At 69.7% G+C, this 24,899-nt stretch carries 21 protein-coding genes; 9 read left to right on the top strand and 12 right to left on the bottom strand.

Going from position 1 to position 24,899, the window contains the following annotated elements:
• Positions 1-84: 84 nt before the first annotated feature.
• From G3A44_RS02920 to G3A44_RS02900, 5 genes are all read left to right on the top strand, one after another.
• Positions 85-666, top strand: coding sequence for a GbsR/MarR family transcriptional regulator (locus G3A44_RS02920; RefSeq protein WP_163455987.1), 582 nt, complete (start codon positions 85-87; stop codon positions 664-666).
• 2 nt (positions 667-668) lie between these two features.
• Positions 669-2,057, top strand: a complete 1,389-nt coding sequence (locus G3A44_RS02915) for a cytochrome ubiquinol oxidase subunit I (protein WP_163455986.1) — start codon at positions 669-671, stop codon at positions 2,055-2,057.
• A 24-nt stretch (positions 2,058-2,081) separates the two neighbouring features.
• Positions 2,082-3,083, top strand: coding sequence for a cytochrome d ubiquinol oxidase subunit II (locus tag G3A44_RS02910; RefSeq protein ID WP_375138620.1), 1,002 nt, complete (start codon positions 2,082-2,084; stop codon positions 3,081-3,083).
• A gap of 50 nt (positions 3,084-3,133) precedes the next feature.
• Positions 3,134-4,084: a LysR family transcriptional regulator gene (locus G3A44_RS02905; RefSeq protein WP_163455984.1), complete on the top strand. Its 951-nt coding sequence runs from the start codon at positions 3,134-3,136 to the stop codon at positions 4,082-4,084.
• A 75-nt stretch (positions 4,085-4,159) separates the two neighbouring features.
• Entirely contained in the window at positions 4,160-5,050 is an 891-nt protein-coding gene (locus G3A44_RS02900) for a GGDEF domain-containing protein (RefSeq protein ID WP_163455983.1), read from the top strand.
• 69 nt (positions 5,051-5,119) lie between these two features.
• Here the strand turns inward: G3A44_RS02900 and G3A44_RS02895 are convergent, their stop codons facing one another.
• The 8 genes from G3A44_RS02895 to gabT form a co-directional block, all read right to left on the bottom strand.
• On the bottom strand, positions 5,120-6,601 hold the full coding sequence (locus G3A44_RS02895; protein WP_163456094.1) for an NAD-dependent succinate-semialdehyde dehydrogenase: 1,482 nt from the start codon (positions 6,599-6,601) through the stop codon (positions 5,120-5,122).
• Positions 6,602-6,748: 147 nt separating this feature from the next.
• Entirely contained in the window at positions 6,749-7,690 is a 942-nt protein-coding gene (gene speB / locus G3A44_RS02890; protein WP_163455982.1) for an agmatinase, read from the bottom strand.
• A gap of 31 nt (positions 7,691-7,721) precedes the next feature.
• The gene (locus G3A44_RS02885; protein ID WP_163455981.1) at positions 7,722-8,873 is read right to left on the bottom strand and encodes an ABC transporter substrate-binding protein; all 1,152 of its coding nucleotides are present in this window, start codon (positions 8,871-8,873) and stop codon (positions 7,722-7,724) included.
• A 62-nt stretch (positions 8,874-8,935) separates the two neighbouring features.
• Positions 8,936-9,769, bottom strand: a complete 834-nt coding sequence (locus tag G3A44_RS02880) for an ABC transporter permease (protein WP_163455980.1) — start codon at positions 9,767-9,769, stop codon at positions 8,936-8,938.
• Between the two features lie 5 nt (positions 9,770-9,774).
• The gene (locus G3A44_RS02875; RefSeq protein WP_163455979.1) at positions 9,775-11,076 is read right to left on the bottom strand and encodes an ABC transporter permease; all 1,302 of its coding nucleotides are present in this window, start codon (positions 11,074-11,076) and stop codon (positions 9,775-9,777) included.
• A gap of 206 nt (positions 11,077-11,282) precedes the next feature.
• The gene (locus G3A44_RS02870; protein ID WP_163455978.1) at positions 11,283-12,314 is read right to left on the bottom strand and encodes an ABC transporter substrate-binding protein; all 1,032 of its coding nucleotides are present in this window, start codon (positions 12,312-12,314) and stop codon (positions 11,283-11,285) included.
• 143 nt (positions 12,315-12,457) lie between these two features.
• Complete coding sequence (locus G3A44_RS02865) at positions 12,458-13,552, bottom strand: ABC transporter ATP-binding protein (protein ID WP_163455977.1); 1,095 nt, start codon at positions 13,550-13,552, stop codon at positions 12,458-12,460.
• A 90-nt stretch (positions 13,553-13,642) separates the two neighbouring features.
• A complete protein-coding gene (gabT, locus tag G3A44_RS02860; protein WP_163455976.1) occupies positions 13,643-14,953 on the bottom strand; it encodes a 4-aminobutyrate--2-oxoglutarate transaminase in 1,311 nt (436 codons plus the stop codon).
• A 329-nt stretch (positions 14,954-15,282) separates the two neighbouring features.
• Between gabT and G3A44_RS02855 the strand changes: the two genes are divergently transcribed.
• Positions 15,283-16,683 carry an aminotransferase-like domain-containing protein gene (locus G3A44_RS02855; protein ID WP_163455975.1) on the top strand — a complete coding sequence of 467 codons (1,401 nt, stop codon included), beginning with the start codon at positions 15,283-15,285 and terminating at the stop codon, positions 16,681-16,683.
• 24 nt (positions 16,684-16,707) lie between these two features.
• Positions 16,708-17,559 carry a cobalamin-binding protein gene (locus tag G3A44_RS02850; RefSeq protein WP_163455974.1) on the top strand — a complete coding sequence of 284 codons (852 nt, stop codon included), beginning with the start codon at positions 16,708-16,710 and terminating at the stop codon, positions 17,557-17,559.
• Here the strand turns inward: G3A44_RS02850 and G3A44_RS02845 are convergent.
• Complete coding sequence (locus tag G3A44_RS02845; RefSeq protein ID WP_163455973.1) at positions 17,535-18,242, bottom strand: GntR family transcriptional regulator; 708 nt, start codon at positions 18,240-18,242, stop codon at positions 17,535-17,537. The genes G3A44_RS02850 and G3A44_RS02845 overlap by 25 nt on opposite strands.
• A gap of 11 nt (positions 18,243-18,253) precedes the next feature.
• A complete protein-coding gene (locus G3A44_RS02840; RefSeq protein WP_310734312.1) occupies positions 18,254-19,261 on the bottom strand; it encodes a glycosyltransferase family 2 protein in 1,008 nt (335 codons plus the stop codon).
• A 249-nt stretch (positions 19,262-19,510) separates the two neighbouring features.
• On the opposite strand from G3A44_RS02840, the gene alaS reads away from it, so the two are divergent.
• Together alaS and phaR are read left to right on the top strand one after the other, a co-directional pair.
• The gene (alaS, locus tag G3A44_RS02835) at positions 19,511-22,138 is read left to right on the top strand and encodes an alanine--tRNA ligase (protein ID WP_163455972.1); all 2,628 of its coding nucleotides are present in this window, start codon (positions 19,511-19,513) and stop codon (positions 22,136-22,138) included.
• A 129-nt stretch (positions 22,139-22,267) separates the two neighbouring features.
• Positions 22,268-22,852 (top strand): polyhydroxyalkanoate synthesis repressor PhaR, encoded by a 585-nt coding sequence (phaR, locus tag G3A44_RS02830; RefSeq protein ID WP_163455971.1) that lies wholly within the window; start codon positions 22,268-22,270, stop codon positions 22,850-22,852.
• A 9-nt stretch (positions 22,853-22,861) separates the two neighbouring features.
• Here phaR and G3A44_RS02825 read toward each other — a convergent pair whose 3' ends face one another.
• Positions 22,862-23,179, bottom strand: coding sequence for a DUF3325 family protein (locus G3A44_RS02825; protein ID WP_163455970.1), 318 nt, complete (start codon positions 23,177-23,179; stop codon positions 22,862-22,864).
• On the bottom strand, positions 23,172-24,893 hold the full coding sequence (locus G3A44_RS02820) for a PepSY-associated TM helix domain-containing protein (RefSeq protein WP_239061665.1): 1,722 nt from the start codon (positions 24,891-24,893) through the stop codon (positions 23,172-23,174). The genes G3A44_RS02825 and G3A44_RS02820 overlap by 8 nt, the downstream gene beginning before the upstream one ends.
• Positions 24,894-24,899: the final 6 nt, after the last annotated feature.

Below are 24,899 nucleotides of genomic sequence, written 5' to 3'. Positions count from 1 at the left end.
GGTCGGGGGCTGCAAGACCCTTCTGACGTCCTGAATTTTCAGAAAATACTGAAAATTCAGGACGTACTGACAGGATGCTTGTCCATGACTTCCCTCAATCCTCCGCTTCCTTCGCTCAACCGGCAGTTCGTCGCGCACTTTGGCGAGATGGGCAGCCGCTGGGGCATCAACCGTACGGTGGGTCAGATCTACGCCCTGATCTTTCTCTCACCGCGTCCCCTCAACGCCGATGAGATCGCGGAGGCGCTGGAGTTTTCGCGATCCAACGTGAGCATGGGGCTCAAGGAACTGCAGGCCTGGCGTCTGGTCAAGCTCAGTCACCGGCCAGGCGACCGACGGGAGTATTTCGAGGCGCCACAGGACGTCTGGGAGATCTTCCGCCTGCTGGCGGAGGAGCGGCGGCGGCGGGAGATCGAGCCCACGCTGTCCATGCTGCGCATGGCCTTGCTGGAGGAGCCTGCCAGCGAGCAGGAGCGCCATGCACAGGCCCGCATGCGTGAGATGCACGACCTGATCGACCGCTTGATGACCTGGTTCGATGACATGCAGCGCCTGGCGCCGGAGACGGCCCTGCAGCTCATGGGCATGGGCACGGCGGTGACCCGGGTGCTGGAGCTCAAGGACCGTCTGACCGGCAAGGGCACCGTCGGGGGCAAGGGGGCCTGAACATGGACGCGCTGCTTCTTTCCCGGCTGCAGTTCGCGGCCAACATCAGCTTCCACATCCTCTTTCCCAGCATCACCATCGCGTTGTGCTGGTTCCTGGTGTTCTTCCGCCTGCGCCATGCCGCCACCCGGGGCACGCCCGCTGCCCGCGGATGGGCGCAGGCCTACCAGTTCTGGGTCAAGGTGTTCGCGCTCACCTTCGCGCTGGGGGTGGTCTCGGGCATCACCATGAGCTTCCAGTTCGGCACCAACTGGCCGGGATTCATGGCGCGGGTGGGCAACATCGCCGGGCCGCTGCTGGGCTACGAGGTGCTCACCGCCTTTTTCCTGGAGGCGTCCTTCCTGGGGATCATGCTGTTCGGCCGCGATCGGGTGTCCGAGCGTACTCACCTGGTGGCCTCGCTGATGGTGGCCTTGGGCACCACCTTGTCGGCCTTCTGGATCCTCAGCCTGAACTCCTGGATGCATACGCCGGCGGGCCATGTGGTGATCGACGGGGTGGCGCATGCGCAGGACTGGTGGGCCGTGGTGTTCAACCCTTCGTTCCCCTACCGGCTGGGCCATGTGCTGCTGGCCTCGGGACTCACCGCCTCCTTCCTGATCGCCGGACTGAGTGCCTGGCGTCTGCTGCGGGCCACTGCCGACGAAGGCACGCCGCATGCCCTGCGCGCGGCGCTGACCGCGGCGGCGGTGTTGGTGCCGCTGCAGGTGTTGATGGGGGATCTGCACGGCCTGAACACGCTGGCGCATCAGCCGGCCAAGATCGCGGCGATGGAAGGCATCTGGCACACCGAGAAGGGGGCCGCGCTCACGCTGTTTGGCCTGCCCAACGAGGCCGAGCAGCGCACGGATTACGCGCTGAAGGTGCCCCAGCTCGCCAGCCTCATCCTGGCCCACGACCCGCAGGCCGAGATCCGGGGCCTGAGCGACTTCGCGGGCCGGCATCCGCCCGTGGCCCCGGTGTTCTGGGGTTTCCGGGTGATGGTCGGGGTGGGGCTGCTGATGCTGGCCGTGGCCTGGTGGGGCGCGGTTTGCCTGTGGCGTCGCCGGCATGCCCCGGTGCCGGCCGCCGTCTTGCCCCGGCACCTGCTGCAGGTGCTGGCGCTCATGACGTTCTCGGGCTGGGTGGCCACGCTGGCTGGCTGGTACGTGACGGAGATCGGGCGCCAGCCGTATCTGGTCCAGGGCCTGCTCACCACGGCCGAGGCGGTGGCCGCCCACCCGCCGGCACATGTCGCCCTCACCCTGGCGGTGTATGTGGGCCTCTACCTGGTGCTGCTGGTGGCCTATGTGGGCGTGCTGCGTCACCTGGCCAGCAAGTCCGGCACCGGGGAGACCTTGTCCGCGCCTGTCGCGGCGGCGCCTTTGGCGGTCCGCCCCGCTTCGGTCTGAGCTAGGAGAACACGGATGGAAACCATGGACCTCTCGACATGGCTGCCGCTGGGCCTCATGGCCGTCATGGGCCTGGCCCTGCTGGCCTATGTGGTGCTCGATGGCTATGACCTGGGTGTGGGCCTGCTGATGCCCTTCGCCGCCGAGACCGACCAGGACGTGATGGTGGCCAGCATCGGCCCCTTTTGGGATGCCAACGAGACTTGGCTGGTGCTGGGGGTGGGTCTGCTGCTGGTGGCGTTCCCGCATGCGCACGGTGTGGTGCTCTCGGCCCTGTACCTGCCGGTGACGGTGATGCTGGTGGGGCTGATCCTGCGCGGCGTGGCCTTTGAGTTCCGGGCCAAGGCCCAGGCCGCCCACCGGCGGCTCTGGAATGCCCTCTTCAGTGTCGGCTCGCTGGTGGCCGCCCTGGCCCAGGGCTGGATGCTGGGGGCCTATGTCACCGGTTTTGCGCCGGGGATCTGGGCGCAGTGTTTCTCACTGGGGGTGGCGCTCACCCTGCCGGCCGCCTATGCCCTGCTGGGGGCCGGTTGGCTGCTGATGAAAACCGAAGGGGCGCTGCAGCGGCAGGCCTTGGCCTGGGGGCGCGCGGCCTTCTGGCCGATGGTGCTGGCGCTGCTGGGCATCTCCCTGGCCACGCCGGTGGTCAGCCCCACGGTGATGGACAAGTGGTTCTCCATGCCCGGTCTGCTGCTCCTGCTGCCGGTGCCGGGAGCCTGCGCGGTGGCGCTGGCGGCCATCCACCACGTGCTGCACCGTCCGCGCACGGTAGTGGCGGGCTATGGCGGCCTCGTCTTCCTGGGCACGGTGCTGCTGTTTGTGCTGGCTTTCCTGGGGCTGGCCTACAGCCTCTACCCGTATGTGGTGATCGATCGGCTGACGGTGTGGCAGGCGGCCAGCGCCACGGAGTCGCTGCGGGTGATCGCCATCGGCCTGGGCCTGACCTTGCCTGTCATCGTGGGCTACACGGTGTTCCTTTACCGGGTGTTTGGGGGCAAGGCGCAGGCGTTGAGCTACGGCGGCTGAGGTGCGGTTCGGGCCACGTGTATGCTGACCCGCAGGCATGAGGAAGGACGATGGACCGGCTGCAGTCGATGAAGGTGTTTCAAAAGGTGGTGGAAGAGGGCAGCTTTGCCGCCGCCGCGCGCGCGCTTGACCTTTCGCCGGCGGTCGTGACCCGCCTGGTGGCCGATCTGGAGGAGCACTTGGGCACCCGGTTGCTGCACCGCAGCACCCGCAGCCTGTCCCTCAGCGCTGCGGGCGAGTCCTACTTGGAGCGCTTGCGCGGCATCCTGGCCGACATCGAGGATGCCGAAGACCATGTGGCCTGTCACACCCGGGCGGTGGCGGGCACGCTGCGCCTGGCCTGTCCGGCGGCACTGGCGGTCTATCTGGTCGCGCCGCTGGTGGCGGAGTTTCGCGCCCGCCATCCGCTGGTCCTGCTGGACATCGATGTCTACAACGATGCGCCACCGCCTGTGGAGGCGCATGACATCACCCTGCTGACGGCCCTGGGGGCGTTTGACGCCCAGGTCATCGCGCGCAAGCTGCTGGACTCCGAGGCGGTGCTGGTGGCTTCGCCCGCCTACCTGAAGTCCGCACCGCCCCTGGCGGTGCCCCAGGACCTGCGCGCCCATGCCAACCTGCGGCTGCGTTCGCCGGCCGGGCGCACCAGCCTGTTGCGCCTGGAGCGGCCCGATCCGTCGGCCGACGGGGTGGAGGTGGTGGAAGTGCCGGTGCGTCCCGTGCTGTGGTGCAACCACGTGGACACCTTGCTGGCCGCGGTGCTCGGCGGGGCGGGGGTGGGCTCGGCCGCGCGCGAGATGGCGGCGCCCTACCTGGCCGAAGGGCGCCTGCAGCGCGTGCTGGCGCCCTGGAAGGTGGGCCAGCTCTCGGTGTACGCCGCGCTGCCCAGCCGCAAGTTCATGCCGTTGCGCACCAAGGCCTTCCTGGACCACCTCAGCCAGCAGCGCGACTGGCTCCTGGAGCGTGCGCAGGCGCCGGTCGATGAATCAACGCCGCGATGAGCCGCCAGTTTCTGGCATGGGTCTGCGGGTTTGATTCGTTGTGCACTGCACTGCCCCTGCGGCATGATTCCAGGCATGGCCGAACCGCTCCACATCCTCTGCCTGCTGCAGGATTTGCCTGACTTGGCCACGTCGGCCTTCGGCCCCTTCGTACTCCATCCCGTGGGGCACCTCGACGAGGCCCGCCTGCTGCTGCGCCACCAGCGCCTGGATGCCAGCCTGCTGGACCTGGCCCAGGTCGGAGGGGCGGAACGCCTGTGGGCCTGGGAGGCCTGGTCGCGCCTGTGTGCCGAGAGTGCCGTGGTGGTGCTGGACGGGGAGCCCGGGCCGGCCCTTTGTGGCCGTCTGCTGCAGAAGGGGGCCGCCGATGTGCTGCCGCGCCGCGAAGCCCGGGCAGAGACCCTGGCCCGTGTGCTGCGGGTGGCCACCGAGCGCCGGCGCCTGGACCTGGCGGCCCGCCAAGCCCATGGCGTGGACCTGGCCACCGGCCTGCCCAACCGCGCCCAGCTGCTGGAGCACATGAACCACCTGCTGGCCCTGCGCGAGCGTGAGCCTGCGGCCATGGGCCTGATCGTGCTGCGGCTGGGGGGGCTGGGCGGGGTGGAAAGCCGGATGGGCCAGGAGTCGGCCCAGGTGGTGCGGCGCAAGGCGGCGGTGCGCCTGCGTGCGGCCCTGCGGGCCAGCGATGTGGTGGCCTCGCTGGGGGGCAATGAGTTTGCGGTGCTGCTGGCCTGGATCGACGCCGGCGACAGCGTGGGCCGTGTGGCCCAGAAGCTGGTGGCGGCGCTGGTCCGGCCTTATGCGGTGGCCGGCCAGAACGTGGTGCTGGCGGTGAGCCAGGGGGCTGGACAGTACCCGGCACACGGCAAGGCAGCCGATGTGCTGCTCTCCCGTGCCTTGGCCATGCTGGAGGATCAGGGCCTGCCGGTGTCGCCCGGCGCCGGGCGCGCCGCCAACGACGACTGAAGTCCCGGACTGCCCGGCGCCGCCGGGGCCCGCGTGGGGACAGGGGCGCCGGATGGCGCCCCGGGAGGGTCACTTCTGGATGTCGCCCAGGCAGAGGTACTTGACCTCGATGTAGTCGTCCATGCCGTGGTGCGAGCCTTCACGGCCCAGGCCCGATTGCTTGACGCCGCCAAAGGGCACCTCGGCCGTGGAGATCAAGCCGGTGTTGACACCCACCATGCCCGATTCCAACGCTTCGCCCACGCGGAAGATGCGGCCGATGTCGCGGCTGTAGAAGTAGGCGGCCAGGCCGAACTCGGTGGCGTTGGCGGCTTCGATCGCCTCGGCTTCGGTGCTGAAGCGGAAGATCGGCGCGACCGGGCCGAAAGTCTCCTCACGGGCGCACAGCATGTCGGCTGTGACATGGGACAGCACCGTGGGCGTGTAGAAACGATCCCCCAGGCGCTGGCCGCCGGTCACCAGGGTGGCGCCCTTGGCCAATGCGTCGGCCACGTGTGCCTCCACCTTGGCCACGGCCTCGTCCTCGATCAGCGGGCCGGTGGTCACGCCGGCCTCGAAGCCGTTGCCCACCTTCAGCGCGCCGGCCTTGGCGGCCAGTTTCTCCACGAAGGTGTCGTACACGCCGTCCTGCACATAGAAGCGGTTGGCGCAGACGCAGGTCTGGCCGGCGTTACGGTACTTGCTGACCATCGCGCCTTCGACGGCGGAGTCGATGTCCGCGTCGTCGAAGACGATGAAGGGGGCGTTGCCGCCCAGCTCCAGCGACAGTTTCTTGACCGTGGGCGCGCATTGTGCGGCCAGGATGCGGCCGACCTCGGTGGAGCCGGTGAAGGAGAGGTGGCGCACCACATCCGAGCTGCACAGCACCTTGCCCACCTCGATGGAGTTGGCACCGTCGGCCGTCAGGATGTTGAGCACGCCTGCGGGCATGCCGGCGCGCTGGGCCAGCTCGGCCACGGCCAGCGCCGACAGCGGGGTGGCCTCCGCCGGCTTGATGACCACCGGGCAGCCGGCGGCCAGGGCCGGGGCCACCTTGCGGGTGATCATGGCGATGGGGAAATTCCAGGGCGTGATGGCCGCGCACACGCCGATGGGCTGCTTGATGACCAGGTAGCGCTTGTTGTTGTCGGTGGTCGGGATGGTCTCGCCGTAGACACGCTTGGACTCTTCGGCGAACCATTCCAGGAAGCTGGCGCCGTAACCCACCTCGCCCTTGGCCTCGGCCAGGGGCTTGCCCTGCTCGGCGGTCATGATGCGCGCCAGGTCGTCGGCGTGGGCGTGCAGCAGGTGGAACCACTTCATCAGGATGGCCGCGCGTTCCTTGGCGGTCTTGGCGCGCCAGGCCGGCCAGGCCTTGTGGGCGGCCATGATGGCGTGGTGCGCGGCCTCGGGGCCCAGGTTGGCCACTTCGGCCAGGGGCAGGCCGGTGGCGGGATCGGTCACCGTGAAGCGGCTGCCGCCAGCCACCCACTCACCGTTGATGAGGGCGTCGGTCTTGAGCAGGCTGGGGTCGTTGAGCGCGGCCAGCGGGGTTGCGGGGCTCTGGTCCATCGTCTTGGTCTCCGGGGTCGGCTGGCCTTGGGCCAGCGGGTTGCTCTGGGACTCTACAGGGTTCAGGGTGCTCATGGCGCAGGGGGCGGACGTGCCGGTGACAGGGAGGGAGGAATGGGGCCGCGTCGTGTGTCGGCGGGCGCGCGCTCAGCGGCGCGGCACGCCGGGCAGCACGCACAGCATCTCGTAGAGCAGGTTGGCGCCCAGCAGGGCGGTGTTGCCGCTGGGGTCGTAGGGGGGGGACACCTCCACCAGGTCGCAGCCCACCAGGTTCAGGCCCTGGCAGCCGCGGATGATCTCCAGCGCCTGGGGCACGTTCAGCCCGCCGATCTCGGGGGTGCCGGTGCCGCCGGCGTAGGACGGGTCGATGCCGTCGATGTCAAAGCTCAGGTAGCAGGGCGTGTTGCCGATGGCCTCGCGCACCCGGGCCATCAGCGGGGTGAGCGACTGCCACCAGACCTCATGCGCGGGCACGACGGTGAAGCCCTGCTGGCGCGGCCAGTCAAAGTCGTCGGCGGCGTAGCCCGAACCGCGCAGGCCGATCTGCCAGACCTTGCTGCCCTGCAGCAGGCCTTCCTCGACCGCGCGGCGGAAGGGCGTGCCGTGGGCGATGCGCTCGCCGAACATCTCGTCGTTGATGTCGGCGTGGGCGTCCACATGGATGAGCGCCACCGGACCGTGGCGCTCGGCCACCGCGCGCAGGATGGGCAGGGCGATGGTGTGGTCGCCGCCCAGGGTCAGCGGGATGCAGCCGGCGGCCAGCACTGGACGGTAGAAGTCGGTGATCAGCGCCACCGACTTGTCCAGCGAGTAGGTGTTGATGGGCACATCGCCCAGGTCGGCCACCTCCAGCGCGTCAAAGGGCGCCGCACCGGTGGCCATGTTGTAGGGGCGGATGAGCGAGGATTCGGCGCGGATCTGGCGTGGTCCGAACCGTGCTCCGGCGCGGTTGGAGGTGCCGATGTCCAGCGGCACGCCGATGAACGCGGCGTCAAGGCCGGCCGGCGAGCTGGCCACCGGCAGCCGCATCATGCTGGCCAGGCCGCCAAAGCGCGGCATGGCGTTGCCGGAGAGGGGTTGGGCGGGCATAGGGCGGAACTCCTGTGAGGGTAGGGGCGCCTCAGCGTGCGGTGCCGGCCACGCGCGGCTCCAGCGCCGGGCCGTGCTGCAGCCAGAAGTCGGCGCTGAAGGCCACAGCCCGGCGCAGGTTGGCCGGGTCCGAGGGCAGGTCGCTGGCGACCATGGACAGGTCCACCAGCGAGCCGTGGGGGTCCACCGCGGCGGCGGTACGAGGGCGTTCACCGTGTTTCATGATGGCCTGCAGGTGGGTTGGGCCGTAGGGAATGGCCGCGGCGAAGGCCAGTTGCGCGTCCGGCGAGGTGGCGTGGTTGATGTAGGCCAGCGCCTCGGCTTTGCGCGGGCTGCCCTTGACGATGGCCCAGTAGTCGAACTCGTAGATGGCGTCGTTCCAGACGCTCTGCAGGCTGGCGCCGCCGGGCTGCTTGCGGGCGGCGGCGATGCGACCGTTGAAGGCGCTGCTCATCACCACCTCGCCGCTGGCCAACCATTGGGCGGGCTGGGCCCCACTCTCCCACCACACCAGGTGCGGACGCAGGGTGTCGAGCTTCTGCAGGGCGCGGGTCTGGCCAGTCTGGGTGGCCAACACCTTGTAGACATCGCGTCGGGGCACACCGTCGGCCAGCAGGGCGATCTCCAGCGTGTAGCGGGCGCCCTTGCGCAGGGCGCGCTTGCCCGGGAAGCGGGTCACGTCGAAGAAGTCAGCCCAGCTGGTGGGGGCATTCTTGAGGCGGGCGCTGTCAAAGGCCAGCACCGTGGACCAGACGAAGGCGCCCACACCGCAGTCGCGCAGCGTGCCCGGCAGCATCATGGCGCCATGGGTCAGCTGGGGCCGCTCGATGGGCTCGAACAGCCCTTCGGCGCAGCCCTGTGCCAGGTCGGTGGACTCCACCTCCACCACGTCCCAGCGCGGCAGCTCACCCTTGACCATGCGGCGGATGGGGGCCAGCTCGCCGGTGGTCTCCACCACCTTGAGCGGCAGGCCGGAACGCTGGGCGAACGGGCGGACGAAGGCCAGTTCCTGGGCCGCGCCATTGGCGCCGCCGAAGTTGGCGATGATCAGTGGCCCGGCGGTGGAGGCCGCAGGCTTGGCCGGCTGGGCCAGGGCCGGACCGCCCAGTAGGGTGGCCGCAGCCACCAGCAGCGCCACGGCGGCGCCGCACAGCCGGCGGGAAGAAGGGAAAGGGGAGCGCATCGGCGGAGGTCCTGACGACGGAGCCGGGCGCCGCAGGCCCCCGGCCGCCTGGGGAGGTGGGTTCAGGCGCGGCGGCCGCGGATCCATTCCAGCGCGCCCATCAGCGCGGTGGTGAACAGGATCAGCAGGGTGGCCACGGCAGCGATGGTCGGGTTGATGTTCTCGCGGATGCCGGTGAACATCTGCCGGGGCAGCGTCACCTGGTCGGGGCCGGCGATGAACAGCGTCACCACCACCTCGTCAAACGACGTGGCGAAGGCGAACAGGGCGCCTGAGATCACCCCCGGGGCGATCACCGGCAGGGTCACGCGGAAGAAGGTCTCCAGCGGGCCGGCCCCCAGGCTCAGTGAGGCGCGCACCAGGTTGTGGTTGAAGCCCTGCAGCGTGGCCAGCACGGTGGTGACCACGAAGGGCGCGCCCAGCGCGGCGTGCACGACGATCAGCCCGAAGTAGGTGTCCGACAGGCCGATGCGGGCGAAGGACAGGTAGCAGGCCACGCCCACCACCACGATGGGCACCACCATGGGCGCGATCAGCACGCTCATCAGCAGGCCCTTGCCGCGGAAATTGACCCGGGCCAGGCCCACGGCGGTGAGCGTGCCCAGCACGGTGGCGATGACGGTGGCCGCCGGCGCGACGATGAAGCTGTTGCGCGTGGCGCGGCCCCACTCGGGTGAGGTGAACAGGTTCTCGTACCACTGCAGCGACCAGCCTGGCATGGGGTAGGCCAGGAAGGACGAGGCCGAGAACGACAGCGGCATGATGGCCAGGATGGGCAGCAGCAGGAACAGCAGCACGCCCAGGCCGAACAGGCGCAGGGCCCACCAGCCGGCCTTGTCGGCCACGGTGGCATAGGCCGGGAAGTTGGGGATCAGGAAGCTTGGCAGCAGGCTCATGGCGTTCACCCCAGGCTGAGTTCGGACTTCACCACGCGGCGGTACAGCGCGTAGAGCACCAGGGTGGCGGCCAGCAGGATGGCCCCCAGTGCGCAGGCCATGCCCCAGTTGATGTCCACGTTGGTGTAGTGCGCGATGTAGTAGCTGAGCATTTGGTCATCGGCCCCGCCCAGCAGCGCAGGCGTCACGTAGTAGCCAATCGACAGGATGAACACCAGCAGGCCGCCGGCGCCCACGCCCGGCCAAGTCTGGGGCACGTACACCCGGAAGAAGGCCGCCAGCGGGTTGCTGCCCAAAGAGACCGCGGCGCGCAGGTAGGTGGGCGGCACGCTCTTCATGACGCTGTAGAGCGGCAGGATCATGAAGGGCAGCAGGATGTGGGTCATGGAGATGACCACCCCGGTGCGGTTGAACAGCAGGGCCAGGGGCTCGTTGACCAGGCCGATGCCCATGAGGGCGCTGTTGACCAGGCCCTCGCGCTGCAGCAGCACGATCCAGGCGGCCACGCGCACCAGGATGCTGGTCCAGAACGGCACCAGCACCAGGATCATGAGGATGTTGGCCTGCCGGGCGCTGAGCGTGGACAGCCAGTAGGCCAGCGGGTAGCCCAGCAGCAGGCACCACAGGGTCACCACGCCGCTGATGTAGAACGTGCGGATCAGGATGCTGACGAACACCTGCTGGTCAGGCTCCACGCGGCTCAGGCCGCCTTCGGGGGTGCGCTTGAGGTCCACCGACGTCAGCAGGTAGTCGGGGGTCCAGCGGCTGGCGTTCTTGGCAATGGCCTGCCAGTAGGGGGCTTCGCCCCAGCGGGCATCCAGGGCCAGCAACTGGGCCTGGGCGGCCTCGGGTGCAGGGGTCTGGCCGTCGGCGCGCAGCTGCGGCAGTGCGCGGTAGGTGGACATCACCAGCGAGCGGGAGCCGGGCTGCTCGGTGTTCAGGCGGCGCGCCAGGGCGCCTGCCTGCGCCGCTTCGGGCAGGGCGGAGAGGTCATCCAGCAAGGCGGCGTAGGCGGCAGCCGGCGGCGTGTCCTGGCGGTTCCAGCCCGAGAGCGCCTGGCCGGTGCGGGGCAGGGCAGCGGCCACTTCGGGGTTCTCCACCGCGCGCACCAGCAGCGCGCCGATGGGCAGCAGGAAGACGACCAGCAGGAACACCAGCAACGGCAGCGTCAGGCTGATGGCCGCCAGGTGCCGGCGGCGCTGGGCACGGGCCAGCGAGCGGGCCAGATCACCCGGCAGGGCGGGATCGGCGCCGCCGCCCGGGGGGGCGGTCGGCAGGCCGGGGTCGGCGGTGGCGGCAGCGGTCATGCCAGCGTTCCTTGCCTGTGGAGGCGCATGCGTGGGGTTGCGGGGCGGACGGCGCGCACGCCGGGCCCGCCGCGCAGCGGCGTGGGGGGCGAAGGGGGCGCGGCCGGCCCCGGCCGCCTGGGGGGGCGGCCGGTGATACGGGCCTGCGCAGGCCGGACATGAGGTCCGGCCGAGGGGGCCGGGCGGTGGGCCCGGCCGGGGCCGGCTTACTGCGCGGCCCAGGAGGCGAAGCGCTTCTCCAGGGCTTCGCCCTGGTCGGCCCAGAAGCCGATGTTGAAGCGCAGCGAGTCCTTGCTGTTGGCCGGCGAGGTCGGCAGCAGGGCCAGCACTTCGGGCTTGAGCTTGGCCAGGGCCTTGTTGTTGGTCGGGCCGTAGGAGATGTTCTGGGCGTAGTCGGCCTGGGCGGCGGCGGAGGCGGCCAGGGTGATGAACTTCATGGACAGCTCCTTGTTCGGCGCGCCCTTGGGGATCACCCAGTAGTCCAGGTCGTAGATGCCGCCGGCCCAGGTGATGGCCAGCTTCTTGCCTTCGCGCTGGGCAGCGTCGATGCGGCCGTTGTAGGCAGTGGACATGACCACGTCGCCGGCCACCAGGAACTGCGGCGGCTGGGCGCCGGCTTCCCACCACTGGATGAAGGGCTTGAGCTCGCTGAGCTTCTTGAAGGCGCGGTCGGCGCCTTCCTTGGTGGCCAGCACCTTGTAGACGTCGGCGCTCTTGACGCCGTCGGCCATCAGCGCGAATTCCAGGTTGTAGCGGGCACCCTTGCGCATGCCGCGCTTGCCCGGGTACTTCTTGGTGTCCCAGAAGTCCGCCCAGCTCTTGGGGCCATCTTTGAGCTTGGTGCCGTCGTAGGCCAGCACGGTGGACCACACGAAGGCGCCCACGCCACACTCGGTCACGGCGGCGGGCTGGAAGTCAGCCTTGTTGCCGACCTTGGCCCAGTCCATCTTCTCGAACAGACCCTCGTCGCAGCCGCGCTGCACGTCGGGGCTCTCCACCTCGACCACGTCCCAGGTCACCTTGCCGGCTTCGACCATGGCCTTGATCTTGGCCTGCTCGCCGTTGTATTCCACGGTCACCACCTTGGTGCCGGTGGCCTTCTCGAAGGGCTCCACGTAGGCCTTCTTCTGCGCGGCGCCGTTGGCTCCGCCGAAGTTCACCACGGTCAGCTGGCTCTGGGCCAGGGCGGGCAGGGCCGCGAACAGGGCGGCTGCCAGCGCGACGGTCGTCTTCATCATCACATATCTCCTGTGTGGGTGAGGAAAGGAACAGGCAAGGAGCGGAGGTGACGGACCGGTGCGTGCCGCAGTCTGTGCGCTGCGTGGCCGCCCGGCCTCTGGAGGAAAGCGTTGTGGATCCGGGATCGGGGCGCGTGCCGCCTTCAGCGGTACACGCGCAGGTAGGGTGTGGGGATGTGCAGCCACACCGACTGGCCCACCACCGGCTGCTCGCCGCGCGACAGCGGCAGCTTGACGGTGGCCGGCGCCTGACCGGCGATGGCACAGCGCAGGCGCAGGTGGTCGCCGAAGTAGATGACGTCGGTGACCGCCGCGGCGATGCAGTTGGACAGGTTCTCAGGCGGCACGAACTGAGCCTCGATGCGCTCGGGGCGCACGCTGGCGACCACCTGGGTGCCGGGCAGCACATGGTTGACGTTGATGCCCGAGAGGTGCTCGCCGCTGGGCAGCACCAGCTCGCAGGCGTCGCGGTCCACATGCCCGGTCACACCCGTCAGCAGGGTGGAGTCGCCCACAAAGCCGGCCACAAAGCGGTTGACCGGCGTCTCGTAGAGCTTTTCCACCGGGTCGATCTGCTGGATCAGCCCGTCGTTGAACACCGCCACGCGGTCGCTCATGGTCAGGGCCTCGCCCTGGTCGTGCGTCACGTAGACGAAGGTCACGCCCAGCTGGCGGTGCAGTTCCTTCAACTCGATCTGCATGTGTTCGCGCAGCTGCTTGTCGAGTGCGCCCAGCGGCTCGTCCATCAGCACCAGCTGCGGTTCGAACACCAGGGCGCGGGCCAGGGCCACGCGCTGCTGCTGACCGCCGGAGAGCTGCGCAGGCAGCCGGTCGCCCTTGCCGCCGAGCTGCACCATGTCCAGCGCCTTGGCCACGCGGGAGGCGATGTCGGCCTTGGGCACCTTGCGCACGGTCAACGGGTACGCCACGTTCTGCGCCACCGTCAGGTGCGGGAACAGGGCGTAGTTCTGGAACACCATGCCGAAGTTGCGCTTGTGCGGCGGGGTGCGGGTGATGGGGGCACCATCCAGCAGGATTTCGCCGGCGGTCGGCGACTCGAAGCCCGCCAGCATCATCAGCGTGGTGGTCTTGCCCGAGCCCGACGGGCCCAGCAGCGAGAGGAACTCGCCGCGCTGGATGTCCAGGTCCAGCGATTTGACGACCAGGCTCAGGCCGTCGTAGGTCTTCTGCACGCCGGTGAAGCGCACAAGGGGATGCCCCGGGTGGGTCGGGCTCATGGTGAAGGTCGGTCCTCTCGAAACTCGTGAAGCTCAGCAGGGAGGGGGCCGGCCCCGGCGCGGGGCGCGCCGTGCCGGGGGGAGGAAAGCTCAGGCGGCGCTGGCCGCCGCGAAGGCTTCGCCCAGCAGGGTCAGGCCTTCGTCCAGGTTCTCGTCGGTCGCGGTCAGCGGTACCAGAATGCGGATGACGTTGGCGTACACGCCGCACGACAGCAGAATCAGGCCGCGTTTGATGGCTTCGGCGCACACCCGCTTGGTCAGGTCGGCGTCGGGCTGGTGCAGGTCACCGTCCTTGAACAGCTCGATGGCCACCATGGCGCCCAGGCCGCGCACGTCCTGGATGGCCTTGAAGCGGGTGGCCAGCTGGCCCAGACCGTTCTTCAGGCGCTGGCCGACCGCCTTGGAGCGGTCCAGCAGCTTTTCTTCCTCAAACACGTCCAGCACCGCCAGCGCGGCGGCGCAGGCGATGGGGCTGCCTGCGTAGGTGCCGCCCAGGCCGCCCGGCAGGGGCTTGTCCATCAGCTCGGCCTTGCCGATCACCGCCGAGATGGGGAAGCCGCCAGCCATGGACTTGGCCATGGTGATCAGGTCGGGGGCCACGCCCCACTGCTCGCAGGCCAGCCAGGTCCCGGTGCGGCCGGCGCCGGTCTGCACCTCGTCGGCGATCAGCACGATGCCGTGCTGGTCGCACAGGGCGCGCAGCTTCTGGGCAAAGGCCGGGGAGACGGCATAAAAGCCGCCTTCGCCCTGCACCGGCTCCAGGATGATGGCCGCCACCCGTGCGGCCTCCACGTCGTACTTGAAGATGTGCTCGATGCTGCGCAGGGCGTCGGCTTCGGTCACGCCGTGCAGCGGGTTGGGGTACTCGGCGTGGTAGATCTCCGCCGGGAAGGGGCCAAAACCGGCCTTGTACGGGGCCACCTTGCCCGTCAGCGCCATGCCCAGCAGCGTGCGGCCGTGGAAGCCGCCGCCAAAGGCGATCACGGCCTGGCGCTGCGTGGCGGCGCGGGCCACCTTGATGGCGTTCTCCACGGCCTCTGCGCCGGTGGACAGGAAGTAGGCCTTCTTGGCAAAGTCGCCCGGGGCCTTGGCGATCAGGCGCTCGGCCAGTTCCACATAGGGCTCGTAGGCCACCACCTGGAAGCAGGTGTGGTGCACCTTGTCGAGCTGTGCCTTGACGGCGGCGACGATCTTGGGGTGGTTGTGGCCGGTGTTGAGCACGGCGATGCCGCCGGCGAAGTCGATGTAGCGCTTGCCCTGGACGTCCCACACTTCAGCGTTGACGGCGCGCTCGACGAAGACCTCGTAGGTCTGGCCCAAGCCGGAGGGCAGGGCGGCGCGGCGGCGGGCCATCAGGCCGGCGTTGGTGGCGTTGGAAGCGAGAGGAGCGTCACGGTGCATGGTCAGCCTTTCCAGGGGTCTGTTCAGGTCCCCGGTGGGGGACGCAGCGGGGCGGACTGTAGGAACATGACGGGGCCGTGACCATGTACACGCCAGGGCTTTCACCGGTGCACTGTGCAGGGGGTGCGACCGGTACAGATTTCATCTGGTGCCGCGCTTGACGATGTCTGGCCCGAAGCTTGCTTTCGGGGCGGCACGCCCCGCCCAGCACGGGGGCGCCGCCCCCAAATGGGGAGCGGCTGCGCCCATCGGGGACACTTGAGGTCCCGGGGCCGGCGTGGCCTGTGGCTCGCGCGCCACACCGTCCCGTCTGACCCCGCCGTACCGCCATGCTCCAGCTCCAAGCCCAATCGCCCACGCCCCTGGTGGTCCAGATCGTGGAAGGCCTGCGCGCCCAGATCGAGGAGGGGGCGTTGCGCGCAGGCACCAAGTTGCCGTCCATCCGGCAGTTTGCCCACGCGCACGCGGTCAGCGTCTTCACCGTGGTCGAGGCCTACGACCGTTTGGTGGCCCAGGGCTGGCTGGTGTCGCGCCCGCACTCGGGCTTCTTCGTGCGCCAGCGGGCTACGCCGGGTGGTGCCGCCGCGGCCCACGCCGTGCGCAGCGAGGGGTTCGACTCCATGTGGTACCTGCGCAAGATCTTCGAGAACCGGCACCTGGCCATCAAGGCCGGGTGCGGCTGGTTGCCTGGCGACTGGCTGTTTGAAGACGGCCTGCGCCGTGCCCTGCGGGGCCTGGCCGCTGACGACGCCGACCTGGGTGGCTATGGCGACCCCAAGGGCTTTCCGCCGCTGCGCCAGCTCATCGCCGGCACCCTGGCCGAGCAGGAGGTGCACGTCAGCCCTGGCCAGGTGCTGCTCACCCAGGGCTCCAGCCAGGCGCTGGATCTGGCGGTGCGCCGCCTGGTGCGTGCGGGTGACACGGTGCTGGTGGACGACCCCGGCTATGCCAACCTGCTGTTCTCGCTGCGCTTTCAGGGGGCCAAGCTGGTGCCCGCCCGGCGCACGCCACAAGGCTGGGACTTGCCCGCGCTGGAGCGGGCCATCGTCGAGCACCAGCCCAAGGTGTTCTTCACCCAACCCCGGCTGCACAGTCCCACCGGCTCCATCGCCCAGCTGGCGCACCTGCACCGGGTGCTGCAGCTGGCCGACCGGCACGACCTCCTGGTGGTGGAGAACGACATTTACGCCGACCTGGACCCCGAGCCCCGGCCCTCGCTGGCCAGCCTCGACCAGCTCAGCCGCGTTATCACCATCGGCAGCTATTCCAAGACCATCTCGCCCAACATCCGTGTGGGCTACCTGGTGGCCCATCCCGACATGGTCGAGGACCTGGCCCAGCTCAAGATGATCTCGGGGCTGACCTCGGCCGAGTTTGGCGAGCGGCTGGCCCACGGCGCGCTGACCGAGGGCCGTTGGCGCAAGCACCTCAAGGGCCTGCGGGAACGGTTGGCCGCCGCCCACCAGGCCACAGCCGAACGGCTGGCCGGCCTGGGTTTCGAGCTGTTTGCCGAGCCCAAGGCCGGCATGTTCCTGTGGGCCCGCCACCCTGGCGTGCCTGACCCGGTGGTTCTGGGCAACAAGGCGGCCGAGCACGACATCATGCTGGGCCCCGGCCACCTCTTCTCGGCCGACCTCTCCCCCACGCCCTGGATGCGCTTCAATGTGGCCTTCTGCGGTGACGAGCGACTCTGGAGCTTCCTGGACGGACAGCTGCGCGGGGTCGGTTGAGCGCTTGCGGCATCATGCCGGCGCATGACGAGTCCATCTCCACCCCAGGGCCCGCAGCGTATCGTCTGCCTGACCGAAGAGACCACCGAATGGCTGTACCTGCTGGGGGAGCAGCACCGCATCGTGGGCATCAGCGGCTACACCGTGCGTCCGCCTCAGGCCCGGCAGGACAAGCCGCGGGTCAGCGCCTTCCTGGACGGCAAGATCGACCGCATCGTCGAGCTGCGGCCCGATCTGGTGATCGGCTTCTCCGACATGCAGGCCGCACTGGCCGACAAGCTCATCCGGGCCGGGCTCAACGTGTGGATCACCAACCAGCGTAGCGTGGCCGAGATCTTCGCCACCCTGCGGCTGGTGGCCGCGCTGGTGGGCGCCAGCGCCCGGGCCGAGGCCTGGATCGCGGGCGTGCAGGCCGAGCATGAACGCCTGCGGGCCGAGGCCGCCAGCTGGGCGCGCCGTCCGCGGGTGTACTTCGAGGAGTGGGACGAACCGGCCATCAGCGCCATCGCCTGGGTCTCGGAGCTCATCACGGTGGCCGGTGGGCAGGATGTCTTCCCCGAGCTGGCCACGCAGGCTGCGGGCCGCGACCGCATCATCGCCGACCCGCTGGAGCCGGCGCGCCGTCAGCCGGACCTGGTCATCGGCTCCTGGTGTGGCAAGCACTTCCGGCCGGAGAAGGTGGCGGCCCGGCCGGGCTGGGCCGAGGTGCCCGCGGTGCGCCAGGCGCGGCTGCACGAGATCAAGTCCTGCGACATCCTGCAGCCCGGCCCCGCGGCACTGACCGACGGCGTGCGCCAGCTTCACGCCCTGTGCCGGGCCTGGGCGCTCGACCTGCCGGCGCCAGCGGTCGCTCAGCGGCCCAACAGCTCGGCGTAGCGCACGCCCACCCAGGCGTGCTCGCGCATCAGGGCCTCCACCCGGGCGCCCTCGCGCCGGCGCAAGGCATCAAGCACCAGCTCGTGGTGGGCCTGGGCCAGGCTCAGCTTGGTGAACTCGCGGTCCAGCGCTGTCTGGTCCAGGGTGATGGAGTCGGCCGAGGCAAAGGGCAGGTGGTTGTTGCGGGCGATGGCCTCAGCAATCACCGGGCTGCCGGCGGCGCCCACCAACTGGCCGTGAAAGGTCCGGTTGAGCTGGCTCCAGGCGTCGATGTCGGTGCCCACCAGGTGGCCCTTGGCCAACACGGCACGACCGTCGCGGATGGCCTGCGCCAGCGCGGCCTCCACGGCCGCCGGCAGACCCGCCTCGGCCAGGCGGCGGGCGGCCAGCCCCTCCAGCGCACCACGCACCTCGACCGCACACAGCACATCGGCGCTGGAGAAGGCGCGCACCACCAGGCCGCGTTTGCCACTCTTCTGGAGCAGGCCTTCTTGCTCCAGGCTGCGCAGGGCCAGGCGCACCGGCGTGCGCGAGACGGCCAGGGCTTCGGCCACGCCGTCCTCGGTCAGGCGCATGCCGGGCGGGTACTCGCCGCGGATGATGCGGTCGCGCAGGCGGGCCAGCACGCTGGCGCCGGCCTCCGGGCGGGGCAGGGCCTCATCCTGCCGGTCGGGGGGGGGCATGGCGCCGGGGTTCATTTGTATTCGATCAGGCCGGAGGAGCGCTGGCGCAGCCGGTCGCGGTGAAAGCGCAGCTGCCCACTGAGTTCGGCAAACTTGCCCACCACCGTGAAGCCGGCCAGCAGCCAGTTCTCGCGCCGGCTGCGGCGGCCCTTCAAGGCCAAGCGTGCCACCTGCAGCGGATACAGCGCCCCCAGGGCCAGCGCGGGTCCGCTGCCGGCCAGGGCGGCGGTGGCCATGATCGCCAGCGGCAGCGCCGCACCCCACACCCAGCCCCGGCGGGCCTCGGCCACCTTGTGGCGCTCGGGGGGCGCGCCGTGCAGGTGCGCCCCCTGGGCATAGGCATAGCCGCAGCGTTTGCTGCGGCTCCACCACTGGCCCAGGCGGTGCATGGCGGCGTCGTGCAGCGTCATCTCCTCGTCCAGCCGCCAGACCGTCCAGCCGGCGGCCCGCAGGCGCACGCACAGTTCGGGCTCCTCGCCGGCGATCAGGTCCGGCCGGTAGCCGCCCACCTGGGTCAGGGCCGCCACCCGGAACAGCGCGTCGCCGCCGCAGGCCTTGACCTCACCCTTCGGGCCATCCCATTCCAGGTCGCACATCAGGTTGTAGATGCTGGCCTGCGGGTGGCGCTCACGCCGGCGTCCGCACACCACCCCCACGGCGGGCTGGGCCTGCAGAAAGGCCAGTGCGGCGGGCAGCCAGCCGGCCACCACCTCGCAGTCGCCATCGACGAACTGCACGCGGTTGACCTGTGGCGCCAGCGCCAGCAGGCGGGCCAAACCCTCGTTGCGCGCCCTGGCGGCGGTGAAGGGCTGGCGCATGTCCAGCGACACCACGATCACGCCCAGCGATTGGGCCATGGCCACCGAACCGTCTGTGGAGCCCGAGTCCACGTAGACCACGGCTGCGGCCTGCTGGCGCACCGACTCCAGGCAGCGACGCAGGCGCTCGCCCTCATTGCGTCCAATGGCCACCACGCCCAGCACGGGGTCGTCAGCGGTTGGCAAAGACTGGTCGTTCACGGTGGCGGGCGGCAGCGGAGAGATCGGAAATGGCGCGGGTGTGGGAGCGGGATCATACGGGCCACCAACCGGCAGGCTGCTTGGCTGCGCTGCAGCCGGAAGGCCCTGCGCGGGTGGCGTCTCGGCCCAATAGAATGGCGGGTTTGCGTGACGCGCGCCGCGCCACGCGCCCGAGGGGAGCCGCCCGCGGCCCCCGCGCTCTGCCAACTCCTGCCGGCCCCGTCCGGCCTGCCGCCCGCTGGAACCCCGATGAAAGCCTCCGAGATCCGCGACACCTTCCTCAAGTTCTTCGAGTCCAAGGGGCACCAGATCGTCGCCTCCAGCCCCGTGGTGCCAGGGGACGACCCGACGCTGCTGTTCACCAACGCCGGGATGAACCAGTTCAAGGACGTGTTCCTGGGCTTTGACAAGCGCCCCTACAGCCGCGCCACCACCAGCCAGAAGTGCATCCGCGCCGGCGGCAAGCACAACGACCTGGACAACGTCGGCTACACCGCGCGCCACCACACCTTCTTCGAGATGCTGGGCAACTTCAGCTTCGGGGATTACTTCAAGCACGACGCCATCAGCTACGCCTGGGAGCTGCTGACCGAGCACTTCAAGCTGCCCAAGGACAAGCTCTGGGTCACCGTCTACTCCGAGGACGACGAGGCCTACGACATCTGGAACAAGGTGGTGGGCGTGCCCGCCGAGCGCATCGTGCGTATCGGCGACAACAAGGGCGGCCGCTACATGTCCGACAACTTCTGGATGATGGGCGACACCGGCCCCTGCGGCCCCTGCACCGAGATCTTCTTCGACCACGGCCCCGAAGTGGCCGGCGGCCCCCCGGGCAGCCCCGATGAGGACGGCGACCGTTACATCGAGATCTGGAACAACGTGTTCATGCAGTTCAACCGCACGGAGGACGGCGTGATGCATCGCCTGCCCAAGCCGTCGGTGGACACCGGCATGGGCCTGGAGCGCATTGCTGCGGTGCTGCAGCATGTGCATTCCAACTATGAGATCGACACCTTCGTCGGCCTGATCGGCGCCTCCAAGGCCGCGGTGGAAGCCGCTGGTGGTGCGGGCGTGGACGCGGCTTCACCCAGCCTGAAGGTGATTGCCGACCACATCCGCGCCTGCTCCTTCACCATCGTCGATGGCGTGATCCCGGGCAACGAAGGCCGCGGCTACGTGCTGCGCCGCATCGCCCGTCGCGCCATCCGCCATGGCTACAAGCTGGGGGCGCGCACCCCCTTCTTCCACAAGATCGTGGCCGAGCTGGCGGCCCAGATGGGTGAGGCCTATCCCGAGCTGCGTGCCGCCCAGGCCCGCGTGACCGAGGTGCTCAAGGCCGAGGAGGAGCGCTTCTTCCAGACCATCGAGCGTGGCATGGAGATCCTGGAGGGGGCTCTGGCCGCGGGCACCCAGCAGGTTGACGGCGAGACCGCCTTCAAGCTGCACGACACCTACGGCTTCCCGGTGGACCTGACCGCCGACGTCTGCCGCGAGCGTGGCGTGACGGTGGACAGCGCCGGCTTTGAGGTTGCGATGAACCGCCAGCGTGAGCAGGCCCGTGCCGCCGGCAAGTTCAAGATGGCCGCGGGTCTGGAATACAGCGGTGTGGCCACCGCCTTCCACGGCTACGAGCACCTGGCCTGCGAGACCTCCAAGGTGGTGGCGGTGTACGTCGACGGCACACAAGTTGAGGCCGCCAACGCGGGTGACGATGCCGTGATCGTGCTGGACCACACCCCTTTCTACGCCGAAAGCGGTGGTCAGGTGGGCGACGCCGGCGAGCTGCGCAACCACAGCACCCGCGTGCTGGTGGAGGACACCATGAAGATCCAGGCCGACGTGTTCGGCCACCACGGCCGCCTCGTTGAGGGCAGCGTGAAGGTGGGCGACGTGTTCACCGCCCGGGTCAACGCCGAGCGCCGCGCCCGGATCGTGCGCAACCACAGCGCCACCCACCTGATGCACAAGGCCCTGCGCGAGGTGCTGGGCGCCCATGTGCAGCAGAAGGGCTCGCTGGTGACGGCCGAGCGCACCCGTTTCGACTTCGCCCACGGTGCACCGGTCAGCGATGAGCAGATCCGCAAGGTGGAAGCCATCGTCAACGCCGAGATCCTGGCCAACGCCAGTGCCAGCGCGCAGGTGATGGCGCTGGACGACGCCCAGAAGAGCGGCGCGATGATGCTCTTCGGCGAGAAGTACGGCGAGACCGTGCGCGTGCTCTCCATCGGCTCCTCGAAGGAGCTGTGCGGTGGCACCCACGTCAAGGCCACCGGCGACATCGGCCTGTTCAAGGTGGTGGCCGAGAGCGGCGTGGCCGCCGGCATCCGCCGCATCGAGGCCGTGACCGGCGACAACGCCCTGGCCTACCTGCAAGGTCTGGAGGCGACCGTCAACGGCGTGGCCGGTGTCCTCAAGGCCGCCCCGGCCGAGGTGCCCGGCCGCATCAGCAGCCTGCAGGAGCAGGTGCGCGCGCTGGAGAAGGACATCGCCGCCCTCAAGGGCAAGCTGGCTTCCAGCCAGGGCGACAGCCTGCTGGCCCAGGCGGTGGACATCCAGGGCGTGAAGGTGCTGGCGGCCACGCTGGAAGGCGCGGATGCCGCCACGCTGCGCACCACGATGGACCAGCTGAAGAACAAGCTCAAGACCGCCGCCATCGTGCTGGCCGCGGTGGACGGCGCCAAGGTGCAGCTGGCAGCCGGTGTCACCGCCGACGCCATCGCCAAGGTCAAGGCCGGTGAGCTGGTGAACTTCGTGGCCCAGCAGGTGGGTGGCAAGGGCGGCGGCAAGCCTGACCTGGCCATGGCCGGGGGCACCGATGCAGCCGCGCTGCCGGCGGCCCTGGCCAGCGTGCAGGCCTGGGTGGCCGGACGTCTCTGAGTGCCAGCGGCGCGGCCGGGGCAGGCGGGGGAAGACCCGCATGTTCCCGCTGCCCGCGCCAGGGGGGCACTCCTACAATGCTGCGGCGCCGCGATCCAGCGGCGCCGTTTTCTTTTGGAGCTCCGGTCAATGACCTCTTCCCGCCGTCCTGCCCCAGAGGCCGCCCCTTCGGCCGATGCCGGCGGCCCCCGCGTCCTCAAGAAGTACCCCAACCGCCGCCTCTACGACACCAGCGCCAGTGCCTACATCACCCTGGCCGATGTCAAGGGCATGGTGATGGAACATGTGGCCTTCGAGGTGCGTGATGCCAAGACTGGCGAGGACTTGACCCGCAGCATCCTGCTGCAGATCATCCTGGAAGAGGAGTCGGGCGGCATGCCCATGTTCAGCGCCCAGATGCTGGCGCAGATCATCCGCTTCTACGGTCATGCCATGCAGGGCATGATGGGTTCGTACCTGGAGAAGAACCTGCAGACCTTCGTCGACATGCAGGGCCGCCTGGCCGATCAGGCGCGCGGCATGTACGACCCGGCGGCCTTCACGCCCGAGATGTGGTCCCAGTTCATGAGCGGGCAGGCCCCGGTGATGCAGAACCTCATGGGCAGCTACCTGGAGCAGTCCAAGAACCTGTTTGTGCAGATGCAGGAGCAGATGGGCAAGGCCGGGTCGGTCTTTCCCGGCTTTCCGGTGCCCCCTCCGGGCAGCGGCAAGTAAGCCCCGGGCTTACCGCCCCCAGGGCCATATGCCCGCCAGCAGCCGGGGACGGCTGCTCAACACCAGCGCCACCACCAGCGCGTCGGCGCTCAGTAGCATCACCCAGGCCAGCGCGGCCATGGAGGGGCGATCGGCCTGCAGACAGGCGCCCAGCCCCGCCAGCAGGGCCAGCGCGCCCAGGGGTCTGAGCAGCCGCTGCCCGGTGCCTTCGTCTCTTTCCCCAGGCCAGACCTGCATGGCGTGGCAAGGCATGGCCATGGCCAGCCATCCCATGCCCACCAGGTTCAGCAGCGCGGCGCTCAGCAGCCAGGCGGAGGACTCAGACATGCGACACCTCCACGGCTTTGGCTGGCCCCGCCGCGGCACTGGCGGGGCGTGACGCCGGGCGCCACAAGCGCCAGGCCGCGCTGCCGGCCACCGCGGCCGTGGCCAACAGCGCCAGGTCCACCCCGGCCACCGGCCAGTACGGGGCCGTGACCAGTGTGCGCAGCAGGTGGTCGCCGGTGGTCACCGCGTTCAGGCCCACCGCCGCCACGCCCAGCAGTGCAATGGCCGCGCATTGCTCACGCCAGGCCGGATTGGCCTGTGCCCGGGCCACCGGGGCGCTGCGCCAGGCGGCATGCAGTCCGGCCAGTGCCCAGCAGCCCCAGAAGACCAGTTTCTCGGCTTGGCCCTTGTCGGGTAGGCCGGCGGGCAGCTCCAAGGGCAGCAGGCGGTTGGCCACCAGCATGCCGACCGTGGCCAGCACCATGCCGGTCACGGTGGTCACTGCGGCCGCATCGGCCAGGCGGCTGCCCTGGCGCGTGGCGCGGGCGTCGGGGCGGCGGCGCTTCTCCACGAAGAACACGAAGCCGGTGGCGATGCAGACGGTGCCCATCAGCCCGCCCAGCACATAGAGCCAGCGCAGGGTCCAGTGCTCGAAGTGCTGCAGGTGCAGGCCGGTGAGGAACTGGCTGACTTCAGCCACTGCGCTGCGGGGGGGCTCTTCATGCAGCACGGCGCCGGTGCTGGCCTGGAAGTGGATGCCTTCGCCCACCAGGGCCACGCGGTCACTGCCGGCACGGTAGATGCTGACATAGCCGTTGAGGTCGCCCACATGGTGCAGCTGGATGAAGCCGGCTTCACCCGCCATGTCCCGCGCGGCCCAGCGGCGTCGCGCCTCGGCCACCATGGCGTCCACCGAGGCCAGAGGCGCGGGAATGCCCGCGCGGGCATGGGGCAGGCCGGTCACCCGGGCCTCGTGCTGCTCGTGCTGGTCGTGCAGGGCCTGCAGCTGGAAGCTGGAGACTGGAAAGTAGTAAAAGCCGGCGAAGATCAGCAGCCCGGTGAAGGCGAAGAAGAAATGGAACGGCAGGGCCAGCACCCCGGTGAGGTTGTGCAGGTCCAGCGTGCGTCGCTGACCCGGCGTGCGCAGACGCAAGGTGAAGAACTCGCGCAGCAACCGGCGGTGCAGGATCACGCCGCTGACCAGGGCCACCAGCATCACCAGCCCGGCCAGGCCGACCAGGTAGATGCCGGCGTTGTGCCAATGCCAGTTCAGGCTGTAGTGCATCGGATAGAACCACTGGCTGCCGATGCGCAGCGCATCGGCGCGCGCCAGCGCACCGGTACGGGGATCCACCGTCGCGTTGCCGTGGATGTGGTTGTGTGCGTGTTCGTCCCGGGCGTGCGGCACCCGGAAGCCCGCGCCCACGGCGATCACCGGATCCCGGTGCGTCGCGTAGACCCAGTACTCGTCGGGGGGCAGTGCCTCGCGCGGGGTGGGCGGGCCTTGTGCCGGGTCGTGCATGCCGGGCATCAGCTGCGTGTACTCAGCGGGGTCGGGCTCCAGGCGCCTGAGCGCGGGCAGCAGCACCTGGTCGAAGGAGGGCAGCGGCTGGGGCGCGAAGCGTGTGTCGGGCAAGGCCCAGCGGTCGATTTCCCGGTCGAAGACCGAGAGCGTGCCGAAGAAGAAGCACGCCATGAGCACATGGCCCAGCACCAGGCCGAACCAGGTGTGGACCCAAGCCATCGAAGGCCGCAGGCCGGAGGAGGAGGACATGGGCAA

This window comes from Ideonella livida, assembly GCF_010499455.1.
GTDB classification, from domain to species: domain Bacteria; phylum Pseudomonadota; class Gammaproteobacteria; order Burkholderiales; family Burkholderiaceae_C; genus Ideonella; species Ideonella livida.
This window is presented reverse-complemented; position numbering and strand designations above follow the sequence as displayed.